23 protein-coding genes and 1 pseudogene are annotated in these 22,460 nt (G+C 49.4%); 13 read left to right on the top strand and 11 right to left on the bottom strand.

The features are described from left to right. Window positions 1-353 precede the first annotated feature (353 nt). Together MD588_RS25370 and MD588_RS25365 are read left to right on the top strand one after the other, a co-directional pair. Window positions 354-2,201 carry a lipoprotein gene (locus tag MD588_RS25370; RefSeq protein WP_265700731.1) on the top strand — a complete coding sequence of 616 codons (1,848 nt, stop codon included), beginning with the start codon at window positions 354-356 and terminating at the stop codon, window positions 2,199-2,201. Between the two features lie 587 nt (window positions 2,202-2,788). Beyond that, a complete protein-coding gene (locus tag MD588_RS25365) occupies window positions 2,789-3,016 on the top strand; it encodes a hypothetical protein (RefSeq protein WP_265700730.1) in 228 nt (75 codons plus the stop codon). A gap of 97 nt (window positions 3,017-3,113) precedes the next feature. Here the strand turns inward: MD588_RS25365 and MD588_RS25360 are convergent, their stop codons facing one another. The 6 genes from MD588_RS25360 to MD588_RS25335 all read right to left on the bottom strand — a co-directional run bounded on the left by MD588_RS25360 (window position 3,114) and on the right by MD588_RS25335 (window position 6,270). Further along, window positions 3,114-3,611, bottom strand: a complete 498-nt coding sequence (locus MD588_RS25360) for a hypothetical protein (RefSeq protein ID WP_265700729.1) — start codon at window positions 3,609-3,611, stop codon at window positions 3,114-3,116. Between the two features lie 100 nt (window positions 3,612-3,711). Next, window positions 3,712-4,053, bottom strand: coding sequence for a hypothetical protein (locus MD588_RS25355; RefSeq protein ID WP_265700727.1), 342 nt, complete (start codon window positions 4,051-4,053; stop codon window positions 3,712-3,714). Window positions 4,054-4,088: 35 nt separating this feature from the next. Then, on the bottom strand, window positions 4,089-4,232 hold the full coding sequence (locus MD588_RS25350; protein ID WP_265700726.1) for a hypothetical protein: 144 nt from the start codon (window positions 4,230-4,232) through the stop codon (window positions 4,089-4,091). A gap of 17 nt (window positions 4,233-4,249) precedes the next feature. Then, window positions 4,250-4,987 (bottom strand): MipA/OmpV family protein, encoded by a 738-nt coding sequence (locus MD588_RS25345; RefSeq protein WP_265700725.1) that lies wholly within the window; start codon window positions 4,985-4,987, stop codon window positions 4,250-4,252. A gap of 75 nt (window positions 4,988-5,062) precedes the next feature. After that, on the bottom strand, window positions 5,063-5,395 hold the full coding sequence (locus tag MD588_RS25340; RefSeq protein ID WP_265700723.1) for a hypothetical protein: 333 nt from the start codon (window positions 5,393-5,395) through the stop codon (window positions 5,063-5,065). A gap of 137 nt (window positions 5,396-5,532) precedes the next feature. Further along, window positions 5,533-6,270, bottom strand: a complete 738-nt coding sequence (locus tag MD588_RS25335) for a MipA/OmpV family protein (protein WP_265700721.1) — start codon at window positions 6,268-6,270, stop codon at window positions 5,533-5,535. Window positions 6,271-6,399: 129 nt separating this feature from the next. On the opposite strand from MD588_RS25335, the gene MD588_RS25330 reads away from it, so the two are divergent. The 5 genes from MD588_RS25330 (at window position 6,400) to MD588_RS25310 (ending at window position 9,673) form a co-directional block, all read left to right on the top strand. Continuing rightward, the gene (locus MD588_RS25330; RefSeq protein WP_265700719.1) at window positions 6,400-7,176 is read left to right on the top strand and encodes a phospholipase A; all 777 of its coding nucleotides are present in this window, start codon (window positions 6,400-6,402) and stop codon (window positions 7,174-7,176) included. 78 nt (window positions 7,177-7,254) lie between these two features. Next, the gene (locus MD588_RS25325; protein ID WP_265700718.1) at window positions 7,255-7,731 is read left to right on the top strand and encodes a hypothetical protein; all 477 of its coding nucleotides are present in this window, start codon (window positions 7,255-7,257) and stop codon (window positions 7,729-7,731) included. An 89-nt stretch (window positions 7,732-7,820) separates the two neighbouring features. Further along, the gene (locus tag MD588_RS25320; protein ID WP_265700716.1) at window positions 7,821-8,438 is read left to right on the top strand and encodes a hypothetical protein; all 618 of its coding nucleotides are present in this window, start codon (window positions 7,821-7,823) and stop codon (window positions 8,436-8,438) included. A gap of 722 nt (window positions 8,439-9,160) precedes the next feature. Then, window positions 9,161-9,286 (top strand): pilus assembly FimT family protein, encoded by a 126-nt coding sequence (locus MD588_RS26080; RefSeq protein WP_407676617.1) that lies wholly within the window; start codon window positions 9,161-9,163, stop codon window positions 9,284-9,286. Between the two features lie 204 nt (window positions 9,287-9,490). Beyond that, entirely contained in the window at window positions 9,491-9,673 is a 183-nt protein-coding gene (locus tag MD588_RS25310; RefSeq protein ID WP_265700738.1) for a hypothetical protein, read from the top strand. 201 nt (window positions 9,674-9,874) lie between these two features. Here MD588_RS25310 and MD588_RS25305 read toward each other — a convergent pair whose 3' ends face one another. Next, window positions 9,875-10,459, bottom strand: coding sequence for an MCP four helix bundle domain-containing protein (locus tag MD588_RS25305; protein ID WP_265700715.1), 585 nt, complete (start codon window positions 10,457-10,459; stop codon window positions 9,875-9,877). Window positions 10,460-10,619: 160 nt separating this feature from the next. Beyond that, window positions 10,620-10,895, bottom strand: a complete 276-nt coding sequence (locus tag MD588_RS25300; RefSeq protein WP_265700714.1) for a hypothetical protein — start codon at window positions 10,893-10,895, stop codon at window positions 10,620-10,622. A 228-nt stretch (window positions 10,896-11,123) separates the two neighbouring features. Between MD588_RS25300 and MD588_RS25295 the strand changes: the two genes are divergently transcribed. After that, on the top strand, window positions 11,124-12,977 hold the full coding sequence (locus MD588_RS25295) for a sensor domain-containing diguanylate cyclase (protein ID WP_265700712.1): 1,854 nt from the start codon (window positions 11,124-11,126) through the stop codon (window positions 12,975-12,977). A gap of 24 nt (window positions 12,978-13,001) precedes the next feature. Here MD588_RS25295 and MD588_RS25290 read toward each other — a convergent pair whose 3' ends face one another. After that, on the bottom strand, window positions 13,002-14,618 hold the full coding sequence (locus tag MD588_RS25290) for a mechanosensitive ion channel family protein (protein WP_265700711.1): 1,617 nt from the start codon (window positions 14,616-14,618) through the stop codon (window positions 13,002-13,004). Window positions 14,619-14,989: 371 nt separating this feature from the next. Between MD588_RS25290 and MD588_RS25285 the strand changes: the two genes are divergently transcribed. From MD588_RS25285 to cas6f, 4 genes are all read left to right on the top strand, one after another. Then, complete coding sequence (locus tag MD588_RS25285) at window positions 14,990-17,008, top strand: HAMP domain-containing methyl-accepting chemotaxis protein (RefSeq protein ID WP_265700710.1); 2,019 nt, start codon at window positions 14,990-14,992, stop codon at window positions 17,006-17,008. Between the two features lie 318 nt (window positions 17,009-17,326). Then, window positions 17,327-19,150 (top strand): type I-F CRISPR-associated protein Csy2, encoded by a 1,824-nt coding sequence (csy2, locus tag MD588_RS25280; RefSeq protein ID WP_265700709.1) that lies wholly within the window; start codon window positions 17,327-17,329, stop codon window positions 19,148-19,150. Window positions 19,151-19,160: 10 nt separating this feature from the next. Continuing rightward, entirely contained in the window at window positions 19,161-20,144 is a 984-nt protein-coding gene (gene csy3, locus MD588_RS25275; protein WP_265700708.1) for a type I-F CRISPR-associated protein Csy3, read from the top strand. Between the two features lie 2 nt (window positions 20,145-20,146). Then, window positions 20,147-20,701, top strand: a complete 555-nt coding sequence (cas6f, locus tag MD588_RS25270) for a type I-F CRISPR-associated endoribonuclease Cas6/Csy4 (RefSeq protein ID WP_265700707.1) — start codon at window positions 20,147-20,149, stop codon at window positions 20,699-20,701. Window positions 20,702-20,980: 279 nt separating this feature from the next. On the opposite strand, the pseudogene MD588_RS25265 reads toward cas6f, so the two are convergent. After that, window positions 20,981-21,263, bottom strand: a pseudogene (locus tag MD588_RS25265) (Txe/YoeB family addiction module toxin). After that, a complete protein-coding gene (locus MD588_RS25260) occupies window positions 21,238-21,513 on the bottom strand; it encodes a type II toxin-antitoxin system Phd/YefM family antitoxin (RefSeq protein ID WP_265700705.1) in 276 nt (91 codons plus the stop codon). The pseudogene MD588_RS25265 and the gene MD588_RS25260 overlap by 26 nt, the downstream one beginning before the upstream one ends. Before the next feature lie 315 nt (window positions 21,514-21,828). Here MD588_RS25260 and MD588_RS25255 point away from each other — a divergent pair, with 315 nt between their 5' ends. Then, window positions 21,829-22,038: a nucleotidyl cyclase domain-containing protein gene (locus tag MD588_RS25255; RefSeq protein ID WP_265700704.1), complete on the top strand. Its 210-nt coding sequence runs from the start codon at window positions 21,829-21,831 to the stop codon at window positions 22,036-22,038. Window positions 22,039-22,460 lie beyond the last annotated feature (422 nt).

Below are 22,460 nucleotides of genomic sequence, written 5' to 3'. Positions count from 1 at the left end.
GAAGCCCAATGTTAATCATGGAACACATGGTAACTCTGTTGCAATAGTTGTTGCTCAATTATTTGGGAAAAGAAAGTCCGCGAGTAATGGCGTTAATTAACAAGCACGTTCTAGAAAGCATTTGCTTTAGCTGCGGACAAGCGCCACAAACTTCACCAGATATCGATTTTGTTTAAAAACAATAGCTAACACCAACGATACTAAATCCTGCTTACCAAGCTGCTAACGCAATCTCGCTCTTCATTAAGCAAGGAAGATCACATGTACACATCTCTTAGCATTAAAGCTAAGTACTAAACTACAGCTCTATCATTGAGCGAGTAACCATCGAAAAGAAAATAGCAAACGAAACAATGAAAAAAATTATTCTAGCGGCAACAATTGCAACTCTATTAGCTGGTTGTAACGGTGGCGACAATAACAACAATACAGCCCCAATAAACCCAGATGTTCCAGCGACTCCTGTCGAACCATCAAAGCCAGTACCACCAAGCAACGAGTTTAGAGGTACTGCCGCGGCGGGTTCAGCTATCCGTGGCGAGCTTACAGTTATTGATAGTAACGCGAATTCTATGGAATATGTTACAGCTGAAAACGGTAAATTCTCATTCTTGAAAGACGACATCGTGGCTCCTGCAATGATTAAGATTGAGGGCGCGGCTGGCGGTTCTAGCCATGAGGTGTATTCGATTGTTCTCGATGGTAAGGATGTCGCAAACGTGACGCCATTAACTGAACTGTTAATCTCCCGCGTAACTGGCAAGCAGGCTAAGGAAGTCTTTGACAATTTTGATTTGTACCAAACAGAGCTTACACCGGAAGCGCTAGAAGAAGCGCAGGTTGAGCTGAAATCAGTTATCAATCCTTTGCTTGTTGCGGCTGGCGTACCTGCTGACTTCGATTTGATTTGGTCTGAATTCGATGCCAACTACAGGAACATTGATTCAGTACTAGATCTCATTAATATCCGTACAGACGAGAATGGTGCCACCGTTGAATACAAGGGCGACAGTGGCTATTTCGCTGAGCTGCGCTTTAATGAGAACTGGAAAGGCAAGACATTGAGCAAGGGCGGCATTGAACTACTGCCAGAGGACGCTGCCGAAGCAGTTACTTATGTAGCAAAAGCTGATTTGATTCTCGAAAGCATGGCCATAGAGAAGAATGAAAGCGAATACCTTAAAGTTGTTCACTCAGGCGCTTTTTGGTATGGCCAGCCCGCTGAAAACATGTTCGAGCAAAAAGAGAGCATGTATCCGAACGAGACAAGCGAAATGAACCGATTCAAAGACTTCGCCATTACTGACATTGAGGACGACGGCAGTTACCTATTGGCTTACACAGTCTGCTATGAGGATTCAGCTTTTGCATCTTGCGGACGCGAAAAGGCATGGTTCGCTATGGAAGCTGGAGAGATTAAATTCATGGGGCGAAAGGACGATATGCCTTTCAACGTGAGCACAATTCTGATTGCTCGCCAGATCCAGGGGAATGATAACAACCCGATCACATGGTCGGTTGAAATTGACGCTTTCCCTGATGCGAATACAGTTTGTGGGATCATGCCGGACGAGTACAACAATACAGCATGGTATGCAGGTGTCCCTCAACTTGGCAAGCTTTCGGACTTTACCGACGTTGAGAAAGTAACGCTAACGGGGATCGGTGAGCGCACTATTACAATGGATAGTGTTTATAAGGAAGTTAGCGAAAGTGGAACTATCACAGCGTGTCACCTTGTAGATTCAAGCTACGGATATAAAAACTGGCAAGGCGAGTTCATGCCTTATAGCCTAGTCATTGATGGTGTAAAGCTTGATGATGATGAGTTCATCAGCGATAACAATAAGTTTCTTGTTGAGTATTTCAAAAAAGACTCTGGCAACAGCAATGAAGAAATTAGTATTGGCAAGGGCATGGAAAGCGACGAGGCAATGTCTAAATACTTTGCCCAGCTTGACCGACTTGTGAACGAAGACGGCAACTTTTACATGAGCTGGACACGCGAAAGCCAGCTGGTTACAGATATCGACGCATGGGCAACCGAAGTCGGCCAGTTTGGCAGTAAGCGAGTGCCCGTAATTAATAACGCAAACGAGGTTTCAACAGACAAGCTAGACAAACTAAAGAGTGTATACCTTGCCTCATTTGATAACCACGGTCGAGCAATTAGCTCAGGCTTTCACTTTTCGTACGATTGATACAAAGGCCGTGTAATTGCCAGTCTCTCGACACATATAAGTCGAGAGACTGAGTAAGCTGTTAGTGTAAATATCAACCGGATTACCCCAGTTAGAAAGCCAGGACGATAAGTCACACATGATAATACCAACAACTTTCTAGTCGTTTATATTCAAATGGTTCGATTATCTATTTTTGATGAACTGACAATGCCGCAATTGAGACAAAAAAAAGCCCCGCTATCCAATACGGGGCAGAACCTAATTATTACAAAGCCATTACTAGGTAAACACAACAATGAAGTGATTAAAGATCAGAAACATTAATCACTTCGGCGAATACACGGCTTGCGCGCCAATTGCTATAGGCGTGATTTCAAACGGTCAAATAACAGACGTCGACCTCTAACCAACACTCACCATTGTGATCCATCTGTCACAAACGTCAGGATTAACAAACATTTTTTGTAACAAAGAATCCTGCTCACCTTATAAAAAGATGGGGTGAAACATTTTTCAGCTCACTCGAGATAAATATAAACTACCCATTTATGGTTAAAACCAGTTGCATACCCTATGGTTATACAGTCAACCTATTGAGGGAATGTATGACAGAGGCCAAATCACAAAAACAACTAGCCGATAAGCCTATGTTGAGATGCCACCGATGCGGCGAAATGTATCACTATGTTTTTTTGCCATCGGCAACACTGGCTTTCTGTCCTTTTGCCGTGCCAGACAGACTTGACGAAGCTATGGAGCTAATCCAGCAGGAGCAACTTCTGGGGCGAGTAGATATTAGCTGTAAAGATCACAAGTCAGGTGAGCAGCTGTGAACGGGTCACCGAATTTACTCACCCTGGTGGTGACAACGACGATTCAGTTTGAGTTGCCTGGGTTGCTTATTTATTATTAAGAGTAAGAGCGGTGACGTTACCAGCAAGCCCCCCAACGACCGCGACCCTGTCCCTTAGCTTGGCCCTGCCCTTTACCGTAGGCCCAGCTTGGCCGGAGGTTATCATCGCGCAAGTGAATAACCTTGCTGTCCGGCAACAGTGATTTCGCGATATAAGCATCGGGGGGTAACCTCTCAGTCCGGAAGACCTCAGCAGCCAGAGGTTGTCCGATGACAAGTTGGTCAACTATGTGGTCAACGGCGTTTTCCGGTCCGAGGTGAATATTAAGTTTGATCCCATCCTTGTCTTGGACTATCAGATGCGTTCCTACAGGAGACTTTCCCGCGGTGTTCTCGCACGGCCCGGTCCTGATTTCCAACAGCTTCCCGGACAAATGGGTAACAGGCGGTTTGTCGGCCTGCTGGGCAACCCCTGTCGTCTCTCCGATTCCCTTCTGGGCGCTCGCTGATATTGGGAACAACAAGCTCAGAGTTGTTGCGACAACCACCGCTTTCACGATCTGTCTTATGCTCATTGGTAACACCTTTGTGCAATTTGAGTACTTCTCAGTATATATACACTTCAGCCCAGCCCCAACTCAAGCGCCATGAGCTGATAGCCCCGTCAGTTCCCCCTTAAATACTTTTTTCAGCAATCACGACAACAGCCCGGCTCTCCAGCAAAGGTAGCCCCTTCTCAAGCCACCATCTGAAAGAAATATTCCCGCCGGACATCCCGCCTTTATCAAACGCTTCAAAGTAGCGCATTTCAGCAGGATCGCTATCATGGCTTACGCCAAACTCATTCAAGAGCCCTTGGATGAGCTCCATAAATGCCGGCGCCGTACAGGGCTGGAGATTTTGCTCGCAGGTGGCTTTCAACCACTGCCAAAGCCCGGGATCACCACGTAACCCCCACTGGGCAGGCTCCTCAAAAATCCGAACGATGTCGGCTTTGTCCATCAATGATCTTGTCATTATCTGCTTCCCAGTTAATAACCACTCGCCAAGGATTAATGGTCTTTCGCCCTAGCCGTCTCGGCCAGCTTTTTCTGATACGCTTTTATCACGCGCTTTTTAACGTCGAACATATGTTCGCGTGTACGGCGGTGGATCTCCTTGCCTTTGTAGATTTCCGCGATGCTTTTAGTATCCATTTCTCACCGATGCTGAATCAGAAGACGTAAGCAATACCCAGAGTGCCTGATACCGAGTCATTGTTTTCGATGATCGGACTGTCGGCCAGCTCGCTGTCGAGTTTGCTGTAGCGTAGCGAGCCAACCAACCTGACATTTCGGGTCAGATGGGTATAGGCGTTAAACCCGACAAAAAGCTGTCCGCTCCAGCCGCCGTCGAAGGCATCGAACCGGGTGCGCTCAGCTTCCGCTTGCGATACGCCGTAGAGGTGATTGTTGAGTTTATCGCTATTGAAGGCATAGCCAATTTCCGGCGTAAACCCATAGAACCCGTAATGAAAAGGCTTCTTCCACACCGCTTCGGCATAGATCCCGTTATGGTTGCTGGCAATATCGCTGCCTACCGTGGCTTCAAACGTCCCTGCGCTGTTGACCGCCTGGAGAGTGACGCCGCCAAGTACGCCTGATTTTCGCTCGTCGAGTTTTTTGATGTCGCTATCGTCAGAATCTTCGGGATCCAGGGCGCGAGGATCATACTCGGCACGGAAGATGACATTCAGGGGCGAACCGAGCGGCAGCAAACCGACACCGGCACTGGTGCCGCGCAGAAACAGGTGCTCCCCTTCGTATCCGATCATCGGGAACAGAACAACATTTCTATCAGCGCCGAGGTACACCGCCGGCGAATAAGAGGTCATTACCCCGGCAGAGAAACCTCCGGCCATTGTCGTTGTCGAGGCGAGCGCAATCATCGCCAGTAGCGCATTCTTTTTCATACGAGTTTCAAATAGATAAACAGTGAGCGCATGATATACCGAACAGAGAAAAAATAAAGCCCACTGACTATTATTTTACACCTCGATATCCGTTATAGTCCCCTTGCGGGCAGAGCGCATCGCTTTGGCGATATCGGCACTCGAAATTCTTTTGATCACTTCGCCGGTCTCGGCATCTATCAGCTTGATCTCCGAGTTCATGGTCTGACTGTTCATTTCTACATTCAGGCCATGGACCCCGAGCAGCTTTTTCAAAAAATCAAAGGCTGCCCTGACATCAACCTCCCCCTCGGTACGGTGCTCGGTCGGGATAGTCCCTTCCTTCTTGCGGCCAGGAGATAACAGTGACTCTGGGAGATTAATATTCCTCTGGTTGTAAGTGGTAACAGAACCATAAGCATTGATCATACCGAACCTTCTCACATAGCAATTATTATACTTATCATCGGCAGGACTTTAACCATCTTTAGCGGTCATTGTATATTATTTTCACAGATTTCGACTATGCGCAACTATCCGCTCATCAGTCAATCAGGTTATGCCCCTTACAGGATATAGATAAAGCCCAGCACAGCAGAGACTGAGCTGCTGCTTTCGATGATAGGACTTTTTGATAGACCGGGATCGAGGTTACTGTAGCGAATCGAGGTGAGGATACTGACCTTACGGAAGAGACGGAACTGTGTTCTCATCCCGATGAAAAACATTCCGTTTCCGCCGGCAACAAACTCATCGAACTCGGTTTTTTTCGCCTCCTCAGTCGATACGCCATACAGGTGATTATTGAGCTTCTTGCTGTAATAGGCATAGCCTAGTTCCGGCACAACGGTATGCAAGCCATGGACGATTGGAAGCTTCCATACCACCTCAGAATAAACGCCATTATGGTTGCCGGCGAGATCGCTCCCTATGCTGAATTCAAGCACCCCGGCTTGGCTACTCCCCTGAATCGTCACGCCTCCAAACACACCGGCCTTTCTCTTATCCAGTTTCTGGATGTCGGCGTGTGTGGAATCTTCCGGGTGGAGTGTTCGCGGATCAAAGCCGGCCCCCAATATAAGATTCAGCGGCGAGCCGAGGGGATAAAGCGAGTAGCCGGCGTGTGTCCCGCGCAGGTATAGATGGCGTCCCTCGTAACCAAGCATAGAGAACTGTGTCACATTGCTTCCCAGCCCTTTGTAAACGGCCGGGGAATAGCTTGTGACGGCGACTAATGAAAACTCGCCGGCTGACGTATTTGCTGACGTTACGAGATATAAAAGAAATAAAGCTGCCTTTTTCATTAAGCTCACTCAACCGCATAGAGTGGGCAAAGTGTAAATTCTTTAAGAAAAATAAAACACACTAACCGTTATTTTTTTTCATTTTGGTGATATTATTCGCGTAAAGCAGTATCTTTAAGGTTAATTATTGTGCAAAAGGCCCTTCTTTTTGCCTCCGTTGTCGCGAGTTTTCCATTATTGGCCAAAACACCCAACAATATTGGCATTTATGATGACACCTATTTTATAGGTTCTTATACAAATAATATTAATGAACAGGCATACGACGCCTCCGAGTACGAGGAACTGTCGGACCTGATGAGCGCTGAGGCAAAGTTTCAGTTCTCTGTCTCGGTGCCGCTCGTTCGCTTAGGCGGTATGAATGCCCTGATGGGGTCGTATACACAAAAATCACTTTGGCAGGTGGGGAATACAGAGATGTCCTCGCCGTTTCGTGAGACGAACTACAAACCGCAAGTGTTCATGATGCATCAGGGCAACTATCCCCTGTTCAACTCCATCGAGTATGGGTACCGGCACGAGTCCAACGGCCGCGGCGGGGACATATCACGCAGCTGGGAGCGATTTTACCTCCTGCTGGAAAAGCTTGGCGGGCCGCTAGAATACGGCATCGAGGGGTGGTATGCCTCGTCACTGTCAGATAACCCGGACATCGAAGACTACATTGCGCCCTATTCGCTGTGGATGGCAGTAAACGGTCCTACCGGCACGATCAAAGTTAAGGGGTCGTTCAATTATGACACCCACAGAGGCGGCGTAGAGCTTGGCTACAGCTACCCGCTAAACCCGTTTGTCAACCTGTACGCTCAGCTCTGGAACGGTTACGGAGAAACGCTGATTGACTATAACCACCACCAGACCCGAGTTGGTCTCGGACTCATGCTGCATGCCGGCATATTCCGGTAGCCCAGCTTCGGCAGACAAGGGCGTTAACGCTCAGATGGCTGCTGACCCCCTGTAACTTACAAATCAAAAAGGCAGAACATGAACCTGTGCATAAATTTCTTCGTTGATGGTCCGTCGGCAGGCAAAAAGGAAACCGCCACCGACGAGCAAACAAGGCGGCAGCTGGCAACCTTGCTGGGTGATATCGCGCAAGAAACAAAAAACATCATCATCGACTTTTCGCTCAACGATACCCGCACCCTTACGCAATACGGAAGTTTCAGGGAAGCATGGCAGAGACTCGATATTAGCCAGCGAGAATTTATCGCCGCATTTCGGCACTTATTGGGCAAAGCGTTTCTTAATCCCCACAGCTATCGTTTTGACGAAATGTTCTTTTGCGATCTGGTCAGAGATCGTTTTAACCAGCATGCGAGCAACGCGATGGCAGAGGAAGGCATGAAGACGCTTCCCTGCAACCTGCAGGTGTTATTTGCCAGCCGGGCACACAAGGAAACCGTCGATCAGGTTGGTGCTCACAACGAAGTACCAAGCTATAAAGTGATTAATAAATAAAAGCCGCACATAGCCCGTGCGTGAGAACAAACCAACTGAACATTAACCCCGACGGGCGAATAGCCCGGTCATTTTATATTGAGAATAATGTGAACTTAATAAAGAACTTAACCAAATTTAACGCAAAAGAGCGCTTCTTTCTTGTCGGCAGAATTCTAGGAAACACGCAATTTGCCCCCGATCTGGTCTTCTCAGGCGAACTTGCCAAAGAACTGGGGCTCGAAATCCCAGCAGATGTATTCAGTGCAATGGACTACCACATCGACTGGATTTACGCAGCACTGTGCCAGAGCTATTCTCCGCAGGAGACATATTCCAACGACCGCAAGCTGATCAAGGCCCAGCAAGAGGATGTCGACTTCATCATGGCTTTTGAGTGCGACAACAAAGTCCACCTTGTCTTTATCGAGGCCAAGGGCGTGACCAGCTGGTCAAACAAGCAAATGCGCTCAAAGGCCGAACGTCTGCAGGCAATATTTGGCGAGGGTGGTAACAGCTGGCCGGGAGTCGTACCACACCTGGTCATGATGTCACCTTCCAGGCCAAAAGAGGTGAAGTCTGAGGACTGGCCCGCATGGATGGTACCCAACGGCCACTTCCACTGGCTTGAGCTGGCCATCCCCCAGGATCTGCAAAAGGTAACCCGGTGCAACTCAGAAGCAAAGCCCGACCAAAACGGGGCAAACTGGATGATAGAAAGCCGCTAGGCGGCACATATCAGCGCAGACATTAGTTATGCCTGAGTCGATGCAATGACGCTGTTTGTATCAACAAGACAAGAATAACGTCCCAGATGCAAACTGGCATGGCCCCGCCTTATTTAGAGCGGGGGCAGATATCATCGCTTGATAACGACACCTCAATACTATGAGCGATCATTCTTATATCATTGCCAAACCGACAAAATTAAAAAATAGCACTTAAGTTATTTATCAACAAGCCGTTAGAATAAATTAAACCCCATAGCAAGTTATAACCATGATTAGAAATTATGCTTTATTTAGCAAGAAACACACAAAAAGCCATTACGTTATAGTCAGTACGATGGTTTTGGCCATCATTGCGAGTATTTTAATGCTTTTGTCAGAGGGGAAATTAATATTTTCACTTGGCCTAATCATCCCGACATTTCCGCTATCCATCATTGCAAGAGCATCTGAATATAAAAGAAAGTACCTTGCCGACTAGCCGCCAGGCCATCCGACTACAAAGATCACCACAACAAGCACATGTAATTCAGTTGCTTATATTAATCATGGCGATTAAAAGTAATATCACCTTCAAGTGTCGCACATAAACCCGGCAATTGAAGGTGACAGTAATTTTACTTATAGCTTATGAAATAAAACAAATAGTTGTCAGCACTATACTCCACTTCAAACAATAGAGCACACTGCACACTATAATCACTACCCACGTGTCACAACCTATGCCGATAACAATGAACAACAACCGTGGTTTTACACTGATAGAACTGATTGTCGTGATCGTTCTTCTTGGCATCCTAGCCACCACCGCAGCACCAAAGTTTCTCAACATGCAACACGATGCCTGAAATTCAACGATAGAAGGGCTGGCTGGCACCATTCACTCAGCCGTCGCCGAGGCATATGGCAAGCTGGCCATTGCGGGCTATGCCTCCAAGGAGTCAGTATATTCATTCGGCAGTGATCCCGAGCTGGACTGGTGCTCGCTGTGTGCCTTTTTCTACGGCTACCCCGGCAACATCCCGAACACCTGGAACTATCTGCTAACGGGGGTGACATACGGTACTGGCGGAGACTTTCGTGTCGGTTCGAAACGCAACGAACCGGGGGCGTTTTTCAGCTTTGAAGATAATTTTGACACCAGTCAGTTCATCACCGTCGACAACTGCTACGTCAAATACACCTACGCGACTGAAACATCGCCTTACGCACTGGACATTGTTCCCTGCGAATAAATAGGCTACCCGCTTCACTATGAGATAGCCTGCAACAGTGCCTGTCAAAACTGCCGAGCGACCTGCTCCAAGAAATCGGCCATTTCAAGGTGTAACAACTGGCAGAAGGGGGCTCTTGGCCCCCTTCTTTTCCTGTCGAGAACAACCACGCCGGATACGATGGCTCTAGGCCATATAGATACGCCGCAATCACAGATGACGTTACACTTTGAACTCGCCGACAAGCACTTTAAGCTGTCCTGACAGCTCGTTAAGTTGCAGGCTTGTTTGTGCTGACTGCTCTGCCCCGCTGGCAGTACGCTCGTTGACCTCACTGATACAAACAATGCTTTCGTTGATTTCGGTCGCCACCTGGCTTTGCTGCTCGGACGCACTGGCAATTTGGGTATTCATCTCGGTAATTGTGTCTATCGCCCGGGTAATGGCATCCAGGGAGGATATCGCCTTCGCCGCTTGCTCAACGCTGAGCTGAGCCCGGCCGAGGTTCCATTGCGACACGATATCCAGCTGCTTATAAACCTCCGCTTCATGCTCAGCGACTTTCTCAACCGCCGTATGCATTGCCTGCCGGTCCTGAGCCAGGGCGACATCCTTCATGCCTCGATGCATCCGGACAATTCCGGCGTCAGCCGAAATCGTTGCACGGGTGACCGTCAGCGGATGATTGTACATTTTAACAGTGAGTTCGCTGAGCGCTTCAGTCTGCGAAATAAAATACACGCCTAGACAGATAAGCAAGAGTATATTAAATCCAACACCGCCAGCTAATTTGTTCCTTATCAGCATCAGTACATCCTTCTACAATTTTTAATTATATCAATCAATTAGATTCATTTTATATGCAACTTTATAAGTGTAGATAAACGCAGCAGCATAATAAAAATGCTTGCCACTTTTATATTAATTCTGTGATTGCAATTGGTTGAATAGTTTGTCTCAAGCCAACTTATTCAAGTATTCCCAGTTGATAATGCTCAAGAGAGCGGTAGCTTGTAATATGCGACCGGCTAAAATCTGCATGCGATCTGGTGCCTATACCTCTACCTGATTCATCAACATAAAAGAAAAGTGTGACAGATTCAGATTTGTCATTACTTACTGTTGATGGAACCGGGCAGATACCGCTGACATTTCGACTAGCATCCAGGGCAGCCTCTTCATCTGTGAATAACGGACAGAAGTCTTTATTTACAATGCTATCAAAAATAAAAAATTTTCTCATAGCATCATCAAAAATTGCTGTATCAGACTGATAAATAACACAATAGCATGCAAGCGAATAATTGCTCTATTTTTCTACAATTTTGTTGCTATTATTATCAATATGAATGGCACTTATTTGCTAACAAGCGCCATTGATTTTGTATAGCACGGTGTTGACTCAATAATAATTAGACATATCCACCTGGTTAGGTACGAATCCAAGTTGTTTCCGTGGAGGAATAATCCTGTGCGAATTACATGTCTGGAACCGACCTATATGCTGATCCAACGCTTGCTTCTGGTGATTGCCCTCGTGCTCCCTGCCGCTGCCCTGGCCGATAATCCAGATAAAGTTTCATTTAGTCCGACAACGGGATCGCTGTATCTCACTCCTTTCGTCGATATTCTGCCCGATCCGAGCCAATCCCTGACTGTTCACGAGGTTGCCCGCAGCAAATTGACAGCAGCGTTTGTACCGGCAGCCCAGATCGGTAACAGCTTCGGGTTTACCGACACTGCATACTGGATACGGTTCTCACTCGATATCGAGGAGACACCGGGACACTCGATACTATTGCAGCTCGACTCCCCGTTAATAGATGACGTCCAATTCTATATCCCTGATGGTTCGAACGGCTATATCATGAAGCAAGCCGGAGAAGGGTTACATTTTGATCAAAGGCAGATCACCCACCGAACCTATCTGTTTCACCTGCCACATCATGGGGGAGAGGCGAGAACGTACTACATGCGACTGCAGACGGAAGGCTCAATGCACATTCCTCTTTATTTGTGGACCCATGAGGCATTTATTGAGCATGTCGGTGTCAGTACCCTTGTTCTCGGCGGCTATCTGGGTTTCATGCTCTTGCTTGTCCTGGTTACCCTGGCCGCCTATCAAAAAATACACGAAAGAATATTTCTCGCCTACTCAGCCTACCTCGGCAGCTTTCTGTTGCTGCAGCTCTCGTTGCTGGGCTATGGCTTTCAGTATTTCTGGCCCGCTCACCCCGAATGGAGTAACAGAGCCACCTCGGTATCAGTGGGGCTGGCTGTCATTTCAGGGTTGAAATTCTCCGGTATGTTTTTACAAGTTTTCGGGAACGAGCACTCACGGATAAAGGCAGTCTTTCAAGCGATGATGCTTTGCGGCGCTGTGAGCGTTGCAATGAGCTTGTTCGGCAATTTCTCACTGGCGGCAAAAGTATCAACCATACTGGGTATCATGCTTCCCCCTGTGGTCCTTTTGGGCGCCATCAGTGCCCTGCGGGACGGGTACAGGCCAGCCCGCTATTTTCTGGTTGCCTGGTGTATTTTTCTCAGTGGCGTATTGATTGCTGGGTTACTTTTTCTCGGTCTGCTTCCGCATACTCCGCTCACTTTTTACGCCATGCAAATCGGGGCGGCCTTTGAGGTCGTTCTCATCGGGTATGCCCTGATGGATCGGATTGAGCTACTGCGTATCGAAAAAGAGCAGGCCAAGCTACACGCAAACCAATGCCTGCTCAAGCTCAATGGCGAACTGGAGTCGCTGGTTAAGGAGCGGACTGACAGCTTGCAGAAAATGAACAATGAGCTGCGCGAGCTGGCAACCCACGACAGCATGACTGGCCTGCTCAACCACAGCGCATCACTCAACGCCCTAAAGTCGATGCAAACATCGGCGTTGCGCTACGGAAGAGGGTTTGCGGTTGTGATGATTGACATCGATCATTTCAAGTCGGTCAATGATCAGTACGGGCATCCGGCCGGAGATCTGGTTATTAAATCTATTGCCACGACACTTCAGGCCAGCCTGCGGCAGTCCGATGTTTGCGGGCGGTATGGCGGAGAGGAGTTTATCCTCATACTCCCCCAGTCTGATGCCCGGCATGCCAGCCAGCTAGCCGAGCGCATCAGGCTCGCTATCCAGCGCTTAAACATTGAAGAAGTACATTACAGCGAGATCACCGCGAGCTTTGGCATTGCCTTGTTTGATCCGGCCAATCCGGAGGAAAACCTGATTGCCTGGGCCGACCAGGCGCTCTATGAAGCCAAGGAAAACGGCAGAAACAGAGTGGTTGTGGCTGAATCGACACTCGCGATATCAGACAACCAGTAAGTCGCGCATCTGCCGCTACCGGTATCAAGCCTTCTTCTCTACCATATGCAGGTGCACATCTTGTTGGGGGAACGGAATCGACAACCCCTCCCGGTCGAAACGCAGCTTGACCTCGCGGGTTATATCCCAATACACATCCCAGTAGTCTTCCGTCTTTACCCACGGGCGAACGATAAAGTCGACAGAAGAGGTATTCAGGGTTTGCAGCTTAATGGTTTTTTCAGGTGACCGAAGCACTGCCGGGTGCGCATCAATGATGCTATTCAAGACTTGCTCGGCATGCTCGATACTGTCGTTATAGCCGATTCCGAATACCATATCGACACGCCGGACGCGCTCATGGGTGACGTTTTTAATGGTATCTCCCCAGATCTTGCTATTGGGTACAATGAGGATCTGGTTATCAAAGGTCTTGATTGTGGTGCTGACCAAGCTCATATGGCTGACCTTTCCGGATACGCCGCCGGCTTCGACAAGATCACTGACATCGAACGGACGATAGATGAGCAGCATCATGCCTGATGCAAAGTTGGACAGGGTATTTTGCAACGCAAAACCGATAACAACACCTGCAACGCCGAAGCCGGTTAGAATAGGAGTAAGATCGAGACCAATCTGCGACAGTGCTATAAGCAGTCCAATCAGGAACACACCTTTCCCGGACATGGCGATAAAGAACTCTTGCATCAGCCGAGACATATTCAGGTTCGGAGATGCCACAGCGCGGGTAACCATTTTCCGCGTCAGGTTTTTCAGTACCCTGAAAATGAAAATAACAACGGTAAAGATAAAGATCTTGAACAGCACCCGAGGGGTATTTTCTACCAACCACAGGCTGATTTCATCTACCCAGCCAGAGAGCAGTGCAATGAGCACCTTTGGGTCCAGGATGTCATTTGTTAAATCTCCTGTTACCTCAAACATCTGCCGGGTGTACAACGCCGTGTCGAGTCCCATTTTGTTGGCAAGCTCGACAAGGTACTGCAAGTTAGCAATGTCACTGGCAACCTGTCGTTGAGCCAGAAGGTGCAACAACTGAGCTGACGGTTTTTCGGTATCAGATGCCGTGCTCAGCTGCTTGGCCAGCAAGGCCTCCTGCTGACTGTCAAAGGTGAGTGAGGCTGACATGAAATCTAATCGATGTTCAACATTTTTAATCAGCTTTGCCGTGTTTTTGCGCTGAGGGAACCCAAGCTGCTTAAGCCATTGATAGTTTACCCACTGCTCACCCAACATGCGGATGTAGAAGCGACGGGTTTCCCCCAGTTTTTTTTGGGCGTTCAGCTTCTCTTCCTCAGAGGCCTGATCAAGTTGCTTCTCGTCGGCAGTAATTAACTTGCTCAGGAACTCTGACGCTTGTGATATAAAGGTGACTTGCTTTCTGACATGCTGAACTAATAAGGGATCGGTTTCTTCTGTACTGTTCTCGATTAATTCTTTGATAACACTGCGTAGCTCGTCATTTTTATTTAGCAACTGCAGTTCAATCACACTTTTTGCCGAGCCGGACTTGGTCAGCGACTCCTGATAGAGCGCAGAGATCTCACTGTCCAGAAGCGCTAGCTTCTGGATATGTTGTTCGGTTTGTTGTGCCACTGCCATCGATGAGACGAACAGCAAAGCAATCATCAGTATCCGCATGTTAAGACTTACTCCAGCTAACTGATAAGAAACAATAAACACCAACAGGAGAATTCAGATCCTGTTGCTGTTAATTCAAATAGGTATACATTCCAGTCAGGTGATATTGACTGACATAGAATAAAAGTGAGGAGTTGGACTATAAAAAATCGATGTCCCTACAATGTCAGAAACGAGTAAAAACCTGCATCCAGCACATCAAATAGCATACAGTGACCACAAAGCAACGTACAGGCAATGCCTCTCAACATACCGAAACAACGACTACCCACAAATTGTGTGGATTTATTACTCTAATCATGTGCTAGGTTTGTATTTAATAAGAAACAACTCATTAATTTTAAAGGACAAGACAATTATTGGAGTGATGTATGAAATGGAGTCTAAGTCATAAGCTGCTGGCAGGGTTTGCTGTCATTTTATTGTTACTGATCGTGAATAGTACCGTTATCTACTGGTCTGTATCAAAATCCCAGCAACGTGTTGATAGCCTGGTGCAGCTGAGAATGCCTACGGTCATTAGCGGGAAAGATCTGATGAACGGCATCAACTCCTCTCTTGCTGCGCTACGCGGCTATATGATCCTCGGGGCAGATCCGGCCAAGGCTGAGCAGATGAAACAAAACAGAGCCCAGGCATGGCAGATCATCGACACCGCAATGGCAGAATATGAAACAGTTTCGGGTAACTGGACCGAGCCGGCCAATGTCGAGCGTTTCAACAGGCTAAAACAGCTAATCGGCGAGTTTCGCCAGGCACAGCAACAAATCGAGACAATATCCAATACAGATGGGAACATTCGCTCCTACAATATCTTGCTGACAGAAGCTGCGCCCCTGGCCGAAAAGATGCTTGCAGCGCTGAACGCTATTATTGACCAGGAAGAAAAGCTGGCAGCCACCCCGGCACGCAAACAGTTGCTCAAGTACCTGGCAGACACTCGTGGCAGCTTTGCCGTTGGGCTAGCCAGTATTCGCGCCTACCTGCTATCAGGCGACAGCAAGTTCGAGCATAAATTTCAGGCTATCTGGGCCAGAAACAGCCAGCGTGTAATGCAAGTTAACGATATACAATATCTTTTCAGCCGCGATCAAACAGCCCTATGGCTGCAGTTTAGTAAACATCGAAGCCAGTTCGAAAAGCTACCGTTACGCATGTTCAATGCACGCAAGGCCAATGACTGGAACACGGCCAATTATTGGCTAGCGACGAAAGCAGCCCCGAAAGCGGCGCAAATCAAAGACATTCAGGCTGCTATGGCAGCGTCCCAGCAGCAACTGATGCAGGGGGATCAGGCACTACTGGAAGAAAGCCTGGCCAATGCCCAACATGTCGCAGTGATCAGCTGTATTATCTCCGTCATACTGGGGGTGGGGATCTCTCTTACCCTGGCCGGTAATATCCGGAAGCGGCTTGAGGCAATCCTCACCCGTGCCAATGCCATTGCCGACGGGGACATCAGTGCGACAACGCTGACAGTCAGGGGCCATGACGAACTGGCAAAACTGACCCAGGCAATCAATGGGATGTCAGGATCACTTCGACGGGTCGTCGGCAACACCTCAGACACCATCGAGCATGTCGTAGAGGACGTTGGTCACATCCATGCCCTGAACGGGGCCATGAAGAAGAATGTCCAGAGCCAGAGTGAACAAATTGATGCTGTTGTCACAGCCGTTGAAGAGCTATCGGCCTCTGCCGAGGATGTAGCACGCAATATTCAGGACTCGTCTGTCAGCACCAACCGGGCTCTTACAGAAGCTCGGGCTGGCGGCCAGACCGTCGAGCAGCTGCAACAAACGATGCAGCAGGTACACAAGGCGTTTTCCGAGGGCTCGGATGCCGTAAATACCCTCGGCCAGCGCGGAGAAGAGGTCCAGAATATTATCCAGGTGATCAAGGGAATTGCCGAGCAGACCAACCTGCTGGCCTTGAATGCCGCCATTGAAGCGGCCCGGGCCGGCGATCAGGGGCGCGGCTTTTCCGTTGTGGCAGATGAAGTTCGCCAGTTGGCGCAGCGAACGGCAGAGGCGACGGAAGAAGTGACACAATCTGTCATAGCCATCAAGGACAGTACCCAGCAGGCCGTCGCGGTGATGGCCGCCGGCCAACATCAGGTCATCGCCAACAGAACACTGACAGAGGATACCACCATTGCACTGGGCAAGATTATAGACAGTGCCGTTGATCTAAACCGCAATGTCCAGACGATTGCAGCAACCGCCGAACAACAGTCCCAGGTCAGTAACGAGGTCGCCGAAAATATCAGCGAAATTGCAGAGATGGCACAAAAAAGCCATGACGGCATGGTCGAAGTGGTCAGTAGCGCCGACAAGGTACTCACTCAGTCAAAAGACAAGGCCAGGGAACTGAGGAGGATGCTCGCCTAGGCACACCTGATGGCCAGTTTGACAACAGACAGCGGCCAGATACGCATACGCCAGCTTTCAGACATGAGGCTGGCGTTTTTCATCTATAGCGTTCTACAAAGACAAGCCAAGCATATTTGAACTGCCAATACACATCAAAATAACATACAATGCACGCTATTGACGTGTGACTGACAATGACGAAAACAAAGTACAGCCTGTCGACCAAGGCGAAATTAACCCATAGCCCAAAATAAACGATCACCCAGTGTCAGGGGCACTTTCGAAGAAAAGACAGTTGAATCAGTTTGAGTTTATCCATTTGAGCCGGGAGGATGAGTGTCGGCAACATTAACCGAAGCCATTGAACAGTTTATCAGGCAGCGCTATTACACCAAGCAAGAAGCGCTTGACAAAGAATATAAAAAAGCGCGCGCAACAGCGGTATCGGCCGACAGTGCTAATCAACTGGACGTCAAGTTTGCGGCAAGAAAGGACAAACTAAAAGACGCATTTGTGGTAGCCAACTGGCTGGATGGTGCGGCTCAGCGTGCCTGCCAGATAAGCATGGCAACCCATGCCGTCAAGTTTACCCACAGCTCGGCAAAAGGCACCAACATCCTGGCCACCGATCTCGGCCAGGACCACCGCTATCTGGACACCGCCTCGCTGGCCTCTCCCGCGGTAGATGCGGTAGGAAACGCTGCCGCGCTGGATGTTGCCCGATTGCTACAGCTAACTGACGACAGCGACCAGTCTCTTCTCGACTACCTCCAGTGTGACAATGTCACGCCGCTAGCGGATTTTGCGGCAAGTCCTGCCCAACTCGACAACTGGCTGGGCGGCTTAAAGCAAGCCCTTCATGATACGAGACCAAGCAGCCATACGCTCAGCAAGCAGGTCTACTTCCCGGTTGGTGACGGCCAGTACCACCTGCTGGCGCCGCTGTATTCCTCTTCGTTGTCCCAGGCGATCCACCAAGAAATAAACTATAGCCGCTACAGCAAGGAGATGGCTGAGGCGAGAGAGGCACGCAGGAAACAGCTGCCCCATGACCATCCCGTGGTGGCTTATCCTGATCTGGCAATGACCATCGCCGGCGGCTCCAAGCCACAGAATGTCTCACAGCTCAACGCAAGCCGCGGCGGGCGCAACTACCTGCTGTCGGCGCAACCGCCAATGTGGCAACCACAGCCGGCAGCGCCGGGGATCAGCGACAACATCGCCGATCACGCAGATCAATACCTTGTCTTAAAACATATCCGCATCGGCAACGCCAATGCCATTGCCGGTTTTACCTACGGCTTTCCGGTAGTCACCCATTTCCTCGGCTACGTACATGCGCTATCGCGTAAACTACAGCACAGCCTCGGCATTCGTCTCGACGATGTCGGTATTGTGTGCCATCAGCACCAGGTTCATGCCTATCGAGAATCGAATTTCGCCCCCTATACCTTTGCACTGACACGTAACCCGTTGACCAAAGACGGCAAAACGGCCCCGATTAATGAAGAGGGACGGATGCACCTCACCGTATCGCTGGTGATCAAGGCGCACGGCATCAATACCGTCAGTGAGCAAGTAACATCTGAGCAATGCCTGGCCATCAAGACTCTGGCAGAACAACACAAGCTCGCCGGCGGACAAGTTCTGTCGATTGACGACTGTTATCTGGCAAGCACAGACTGCCATAACACCGTTTTGTCCCCGTTATTGCCGGGTTATGTTCTGGTAGACCGTTCCGGCTTATTGGCCGAAAAAGCCGGGTGCAATACCAGCCGGCTAGAAAACTGGCTGGATTTTTCGGCACTGAAGTTCGAGGCAACAGACGAGCCTGCCGGGAAGAATACGGACAAAGTCAAATGGCAACAAGTCGCCAGCCCCAAAGGCTACCTGGTACCTGTTCAGGTCGGCTACAAGCAGATCGCCCCCACCTATGGTGCCGGTAAAGTTGCCAATGTTCGTGACCGCGCGACTCCTGTCAGCTTCGTAGAGGCGGTGCACAGTATTGGCGAATGGCTCGGCTCGCCAAGCCGGCTCGCCTCGCTGCAAGAGATGCTGTGGCAATACCACTTCCAGCCCCCGTTTTATGTGTGCCGCCCCCTGCAGCCAGAGGCGGGAGAAACAGACAAACACGCAGCACAACTCGATCCAGACTGTTAAGGATATTTCCATGACAAGATTAACCACCCCATCCGTATTGGCTTTCGAATCCAAGCTCGCCTGCTCAGACGCCGTTATGTTTTCCGGCAACTGGCAAGACCGTGCTCATCCCGCAGGCTGGAGGGCCATTCAGGTTACCGAAAAATCGGTACGCGGTACCATTTCAAACCGCCTGAAAGGTGCCAAGGCCAGTAAGATTGATGCCGAAGTCGAAAAGCCCAACCTGCAAACAGTCGACAACGCCGCCCTGCCCATCGATGCCGATACCCTGAAAGTTGCATTTACGCTGCGCGTGCTGGGCGATCTGGCCCGGCCATCGACATGCAACAACCCCGACTATCAGGCGGCACTGGCCGAAAAGATCACAGCCTATGTACAGGAGAACGGCTTCAGGGAACTGGCACAACGCTATGCAGCAAACCTGGCCAACGGCCGCTTTCTGTGGCGCAACCGGGTGGGGGCAGAGCAAGTCGAAGTACGGGTGAGCCACGCAGAGCAGCAGTGGGTATTCGATGCCCAGGCATTCTCGCTAAGAGACTTTGACGATGACGGAGACAAGCTGGCGCAAATCGGATCTGTCATTGAGCAGGGGCTGCTGGGCGAACAGGCGACCTTGCTGACGGTTGAGGCCTACGTCCGGCTCGGCGAGGCTCAGACCGTTTTCCCATCCCAGGAATTGGTGCTGAACGCCGGCGACAAGAAAAGCAAATATCTGTACCAGCTCGGCGGGCAGGCCGCCATGCACTCGCAAAAAATTGGCAATGCCCTGCGTACCATCGATACCTGGTATCCGCAGAGCGAGGAGTTCGGCCCCATCGCTATCGAACCCTACGGCAGCGTCACCAACCGGGGCGTGGCCTATCGCAAACCCAAGGAAAAAACCGATTTTTACAATCTCCTGGATGGCTGGATGTTAAAAGACACGACCCCGACGCTCGATGAGCAGCATTACCTGATGGCGATGCTGGTGCGCGGCGGGGTCTTCGGAGAATAAAGATGGATCACTACCTAGATATTCGCGTCGAGCCGGATCTGGAAATTACAGCCCCGGCGTTAATGAACAACTTGTTTGCCAAGTTTCACCGCACGATGGCCCAGGTATGCCATGGCCGGGTGGCGGTGAGCTTCCCCTATCACGCTCGTACCCTGGGCGATGTGCTGCGCCTCCACGGACGCCGGGACGCCTTGGAATTGTTGATGGCGCAACCGTGGCTGAAAGGGCTGCGAGACTACACCAGGGTGGGTGAGATTTTACCTGTGCCCCGGGAGATTGAAGGCTACAGATGCGTCTCGCGGGTACAGAAGAAAAGCCCGCGCAACTTGCGCAGACGCTCGGTCGCCAAGGGCTGGCTCACCGAGGAGGAGGCCCTGCAGCAAATCCCTGATAGCCGGCACCCGCAGCTGACCTTGCCCTATTTGCAGCTGCAGAGTCTTTCCAGCAAAAACGTGATGCGCATTTATATCAGGCACGGTGAGATCTCCCAGCTGACCGCTGAGGGCGAGTATTCCAGCTATGGTCTGAGCCGGCAGGCAACCATTCCGTGGTTTTAACCAGAAGCACTGTATGTAATAACACTTCACTGCTGTACAGGCAGCCTAGAAATCTAAAAATGAAATATCCGCAGGGTAAGTCCACTACACTGCCGCATGGCAGCTTAGAAGAATAGCAACAACACTCAGACGGTAATACTTCACTGCCGTACAGGCAGCTTGGGATAACTGCACCAGATACGCTGTCGCCCGTAACCGCCGGGCATAGCGTCATCAGTCAGGGCCCATCGTGTTCAATAATGCACGTGCGATCCAGGCTGAGATCAGAACAGTGCCCGACTAATTGTAATGAAACTTGCAGGACACGATATTGATATAGGAACCCGTCACCTGGAAGACCAGACGATCAGTGGTTGATCCGACGTGACCACAGGCCACTCAGATTGTGTTTCAAAGGCTCCTGTTTACCCTCGCCGGCAATTGGGTCGCGCTTAATTGCAGCAATCAGCTTGTTGATTCGTTTCAGCGTTTTCTTGTCTTGATTCTGCCAGCCGACATATTGATCCCAGGTTTCGTCAGTAAAAGCAACAAGGCGTTTAGTTATTTCCTGTTCTGTCTTCATCGCCCAATAGATCTCGTTCGTGGATCTGACCTGCACACAGTTGGTCGATAGAACGCTGGAGGTGCACGGCGTTGGCCGGGCTGCTTAGCAAGTGCATCGTCTCTTGCCTGCTGTTGAATTCAGACTCGGACATGATCACCACATTGTCGCCATCGCGCCTATGGATCAGCGCCTGATCACAATCGTCAACCACTGTATCGAGAACCGTTTTCAAACTATTGCGAGCTTCGGTGTAAGTGAAAGTTTTCATGCCTATATACCTGTAAATGTCTAAGCGCTGAAATATCTGCCAATCATTGATTGCAGTTGAGACATACTCACTGGGCTACCAAATCGCTCTCGTCTGTTTACCCGCATTCGGCAAACATTGAATGCCCCAGACCATACATATAAGCATCATGCCCTGGTATTTCGAAGCTTCCCAGCTTAAAACAAGCTGTGAAAATGCATTTAGTATGGTATCTAACCAGTTTGAGAAACTGCATTCTGAAATGCTTAACCGATCCGATGACTGGATTGCTTAATCGCAGGGGGCTAAGGAAAGCAATAGATAAATACCAAACTGATGAAGGAACAAGTACGAGAGGCAGACATTGTATGTCGTTCCGGAGGCGAAGAGTTCCTCATTTTTCTCGGTGGCTCTAGCATCTCTTATTTCTACGATATTGCAGAGAGAATTCGTACCTCGATCATTGAACAGGCTGACAACGCACTGTATAGCGCCAAACGCAACGGCAGAAACAGAACAGAGATGTTTGAGCCTGCACTTATTTAGCGGTAATCATTGAGGTTGATTATAGCCGTCCGGGGAAGCGCGATGTTCTGGATACCCAGAACCATGACAGTTGGCACAAATGACAGTTGGCATTTCGTAACTCGGAAATGCCCCATTGTGGGTTAGTGCTAAAGCTCATTCACAGCCTGTTAATGAGCTTTAGCTATACATTTTCTAATCTCTGTTACCTTAGCGAGATGCAACAATAACTCAGCCTGTGGCTGACCTTTTGTTGTGGAGCATAGAAAGTGACGTTACGTTAAATGCCCCACTCCAAATACGCGACACCTTGCAGCCTAACTATCCCAACGTGCCTTCAAGTCACTGAAATACCATTGATAAGCTACGTGAAAGGCAGAATGTTCTACGCTCGAAAGACAGATTTAAACCGTCTTTCGAGCGTTATAAGCTATTAACTAAGC

The sequence above is a fragment of the Photobacterium obscurum genome, assembly GCF_026191635.1.
In the GTDB taxonomy this organism is placed as follows: Bacteria; Pseudomonadota; Gammaproteobacteria; order Enterobacterales; family Vibrionaceae; genus Photobacterium; species Photobacterium obscurum.
Note: the sequence above shows the minus strand (reverse complement) of the source record. Positions and strands in the feature narration are given on the sequence as shown.

Bases quoted from the DNA above. Each gene is read 5' to 3' on its own strand.
- MD588_RS25370 (WP_265700731.1), top strand. From the start codon at position 354: ATGAAAAAAATTATTCTAGCGGCAACAATTGCAACTCTATTAGCTGGT.
- MD588_RS25365 (WP_265700730.1), top strand. From the start codon at position 2,789: ATGACAGAGGCCAAATCACAAAAACAACTAGCCGATAAGCCTATGTTG.
- MD588_RS25360 (WP_265700729.1), bottom strand. From the start codon at position 3,611: ATGAGCATAAGACAGATCGTGAAAGCGGTGGTTGTCGCAACAACTCTG.
- MD588_RS25355 (WP_265700727.1), bottom strand. From the start codon at position 4,053: ATGACAAGATCATTGATGGACAAAGCCGACATCGTTCGGATTTTTGAG.
- MD588_RS25350 (WP_265700726.1), bottom strand. From the start codon at position 4,232: ATGGATACTAAAAGCATCGCGGAAATCTACAAAGGCAAGGAGATCCAC.
- MD588_RS25345 (WP_265700725.1), bottom strand. From the start codon at position 4,987: ATGAAAAAGAATGCGCTACTGGCGATGATTGCGCTCGCCTCGACAACG.
- MD588_RS25340 (WP_265700723.1), bottom strand. From the start codon at position 5,395: ATGATCAATGCTTATGGTTCTGTTACCACTTACAACCAGAGGAATATT.
- MD588_RS25335 (WP_265700721.1), bottom strand. From the start codon at position 6,270: ATGAAAAAGGCAGCTTTATTTCTTTTATATCTCGTAACGTCAGCAAAT.
- MD588_RS25325 (WP_265700718.1), top strand. From the start codon at position 7,255: ATGAACCTGTGCATAAATTTCTTCGTTGATGGTCCGTCGGCAGGCAAA.
- MD588_RS26080 (WP_407676617.1), top strand. From the start codon at position 9,161: ATGCCGATAACAATGAACAACAACCGTGGTTTTACACTGATAGAACTG.
- MD588_RS25305 (WP_265700715.1), bottom strand. From the start codon at position 10,459: ATGCTGATAAGGAACAAATTAGCTGGCGGTGTTGGATTTAATATACTC.
- MD588_RS25300 (WP_265700714.1), bottom strand. From the start codon at position 10,895: ATGAGAAAATTTTTTATTTTTGATAGCATTGTAAATAAAGACTTCTGT.
- MD588_RS25290 (WP_265700711.1), bottom strand. From the start codon at position 14,618: ATGCGGATACTGATGATTGCTTTGCTGTTCGTCTCATCGATGGCAGTG.
- MD588_RS25285 (WP_265700710.1), top strand. From the start codon at position 14,990: ATGAAATGGAGTCTAAGTCATAAGCTGCTGGCAGGGTTTGCTGTCATT.
- csy3 (WP_265700708.1), top strand. From the start codon at position 19,161: ATGACAAGATTAACCACCCCATCCGTATTGGCTTTCGAATCCAAGCTC.
- cas6f (WP_265700707.1), top strand. From the start codon at position 20,147: ATGGATCACTACCTAGATATTCGCGTCGAGCCGGATCTGGAAATTACA.
- MD588_RS25260 (WP_265700705.1), bottom strand. From the start codon at position 21,513: ATGAAAACTTTCACTTACACCGAAGCTCGCAATAGTTTGAAAACGGTT.
- MD588_RS25255 (WP_265700704.1), top strand. From the start codon at position 21,829: ATGAAGGAACAAGTACGAGAGGCAGACATTGTATGTCGTTCCGGAGGC.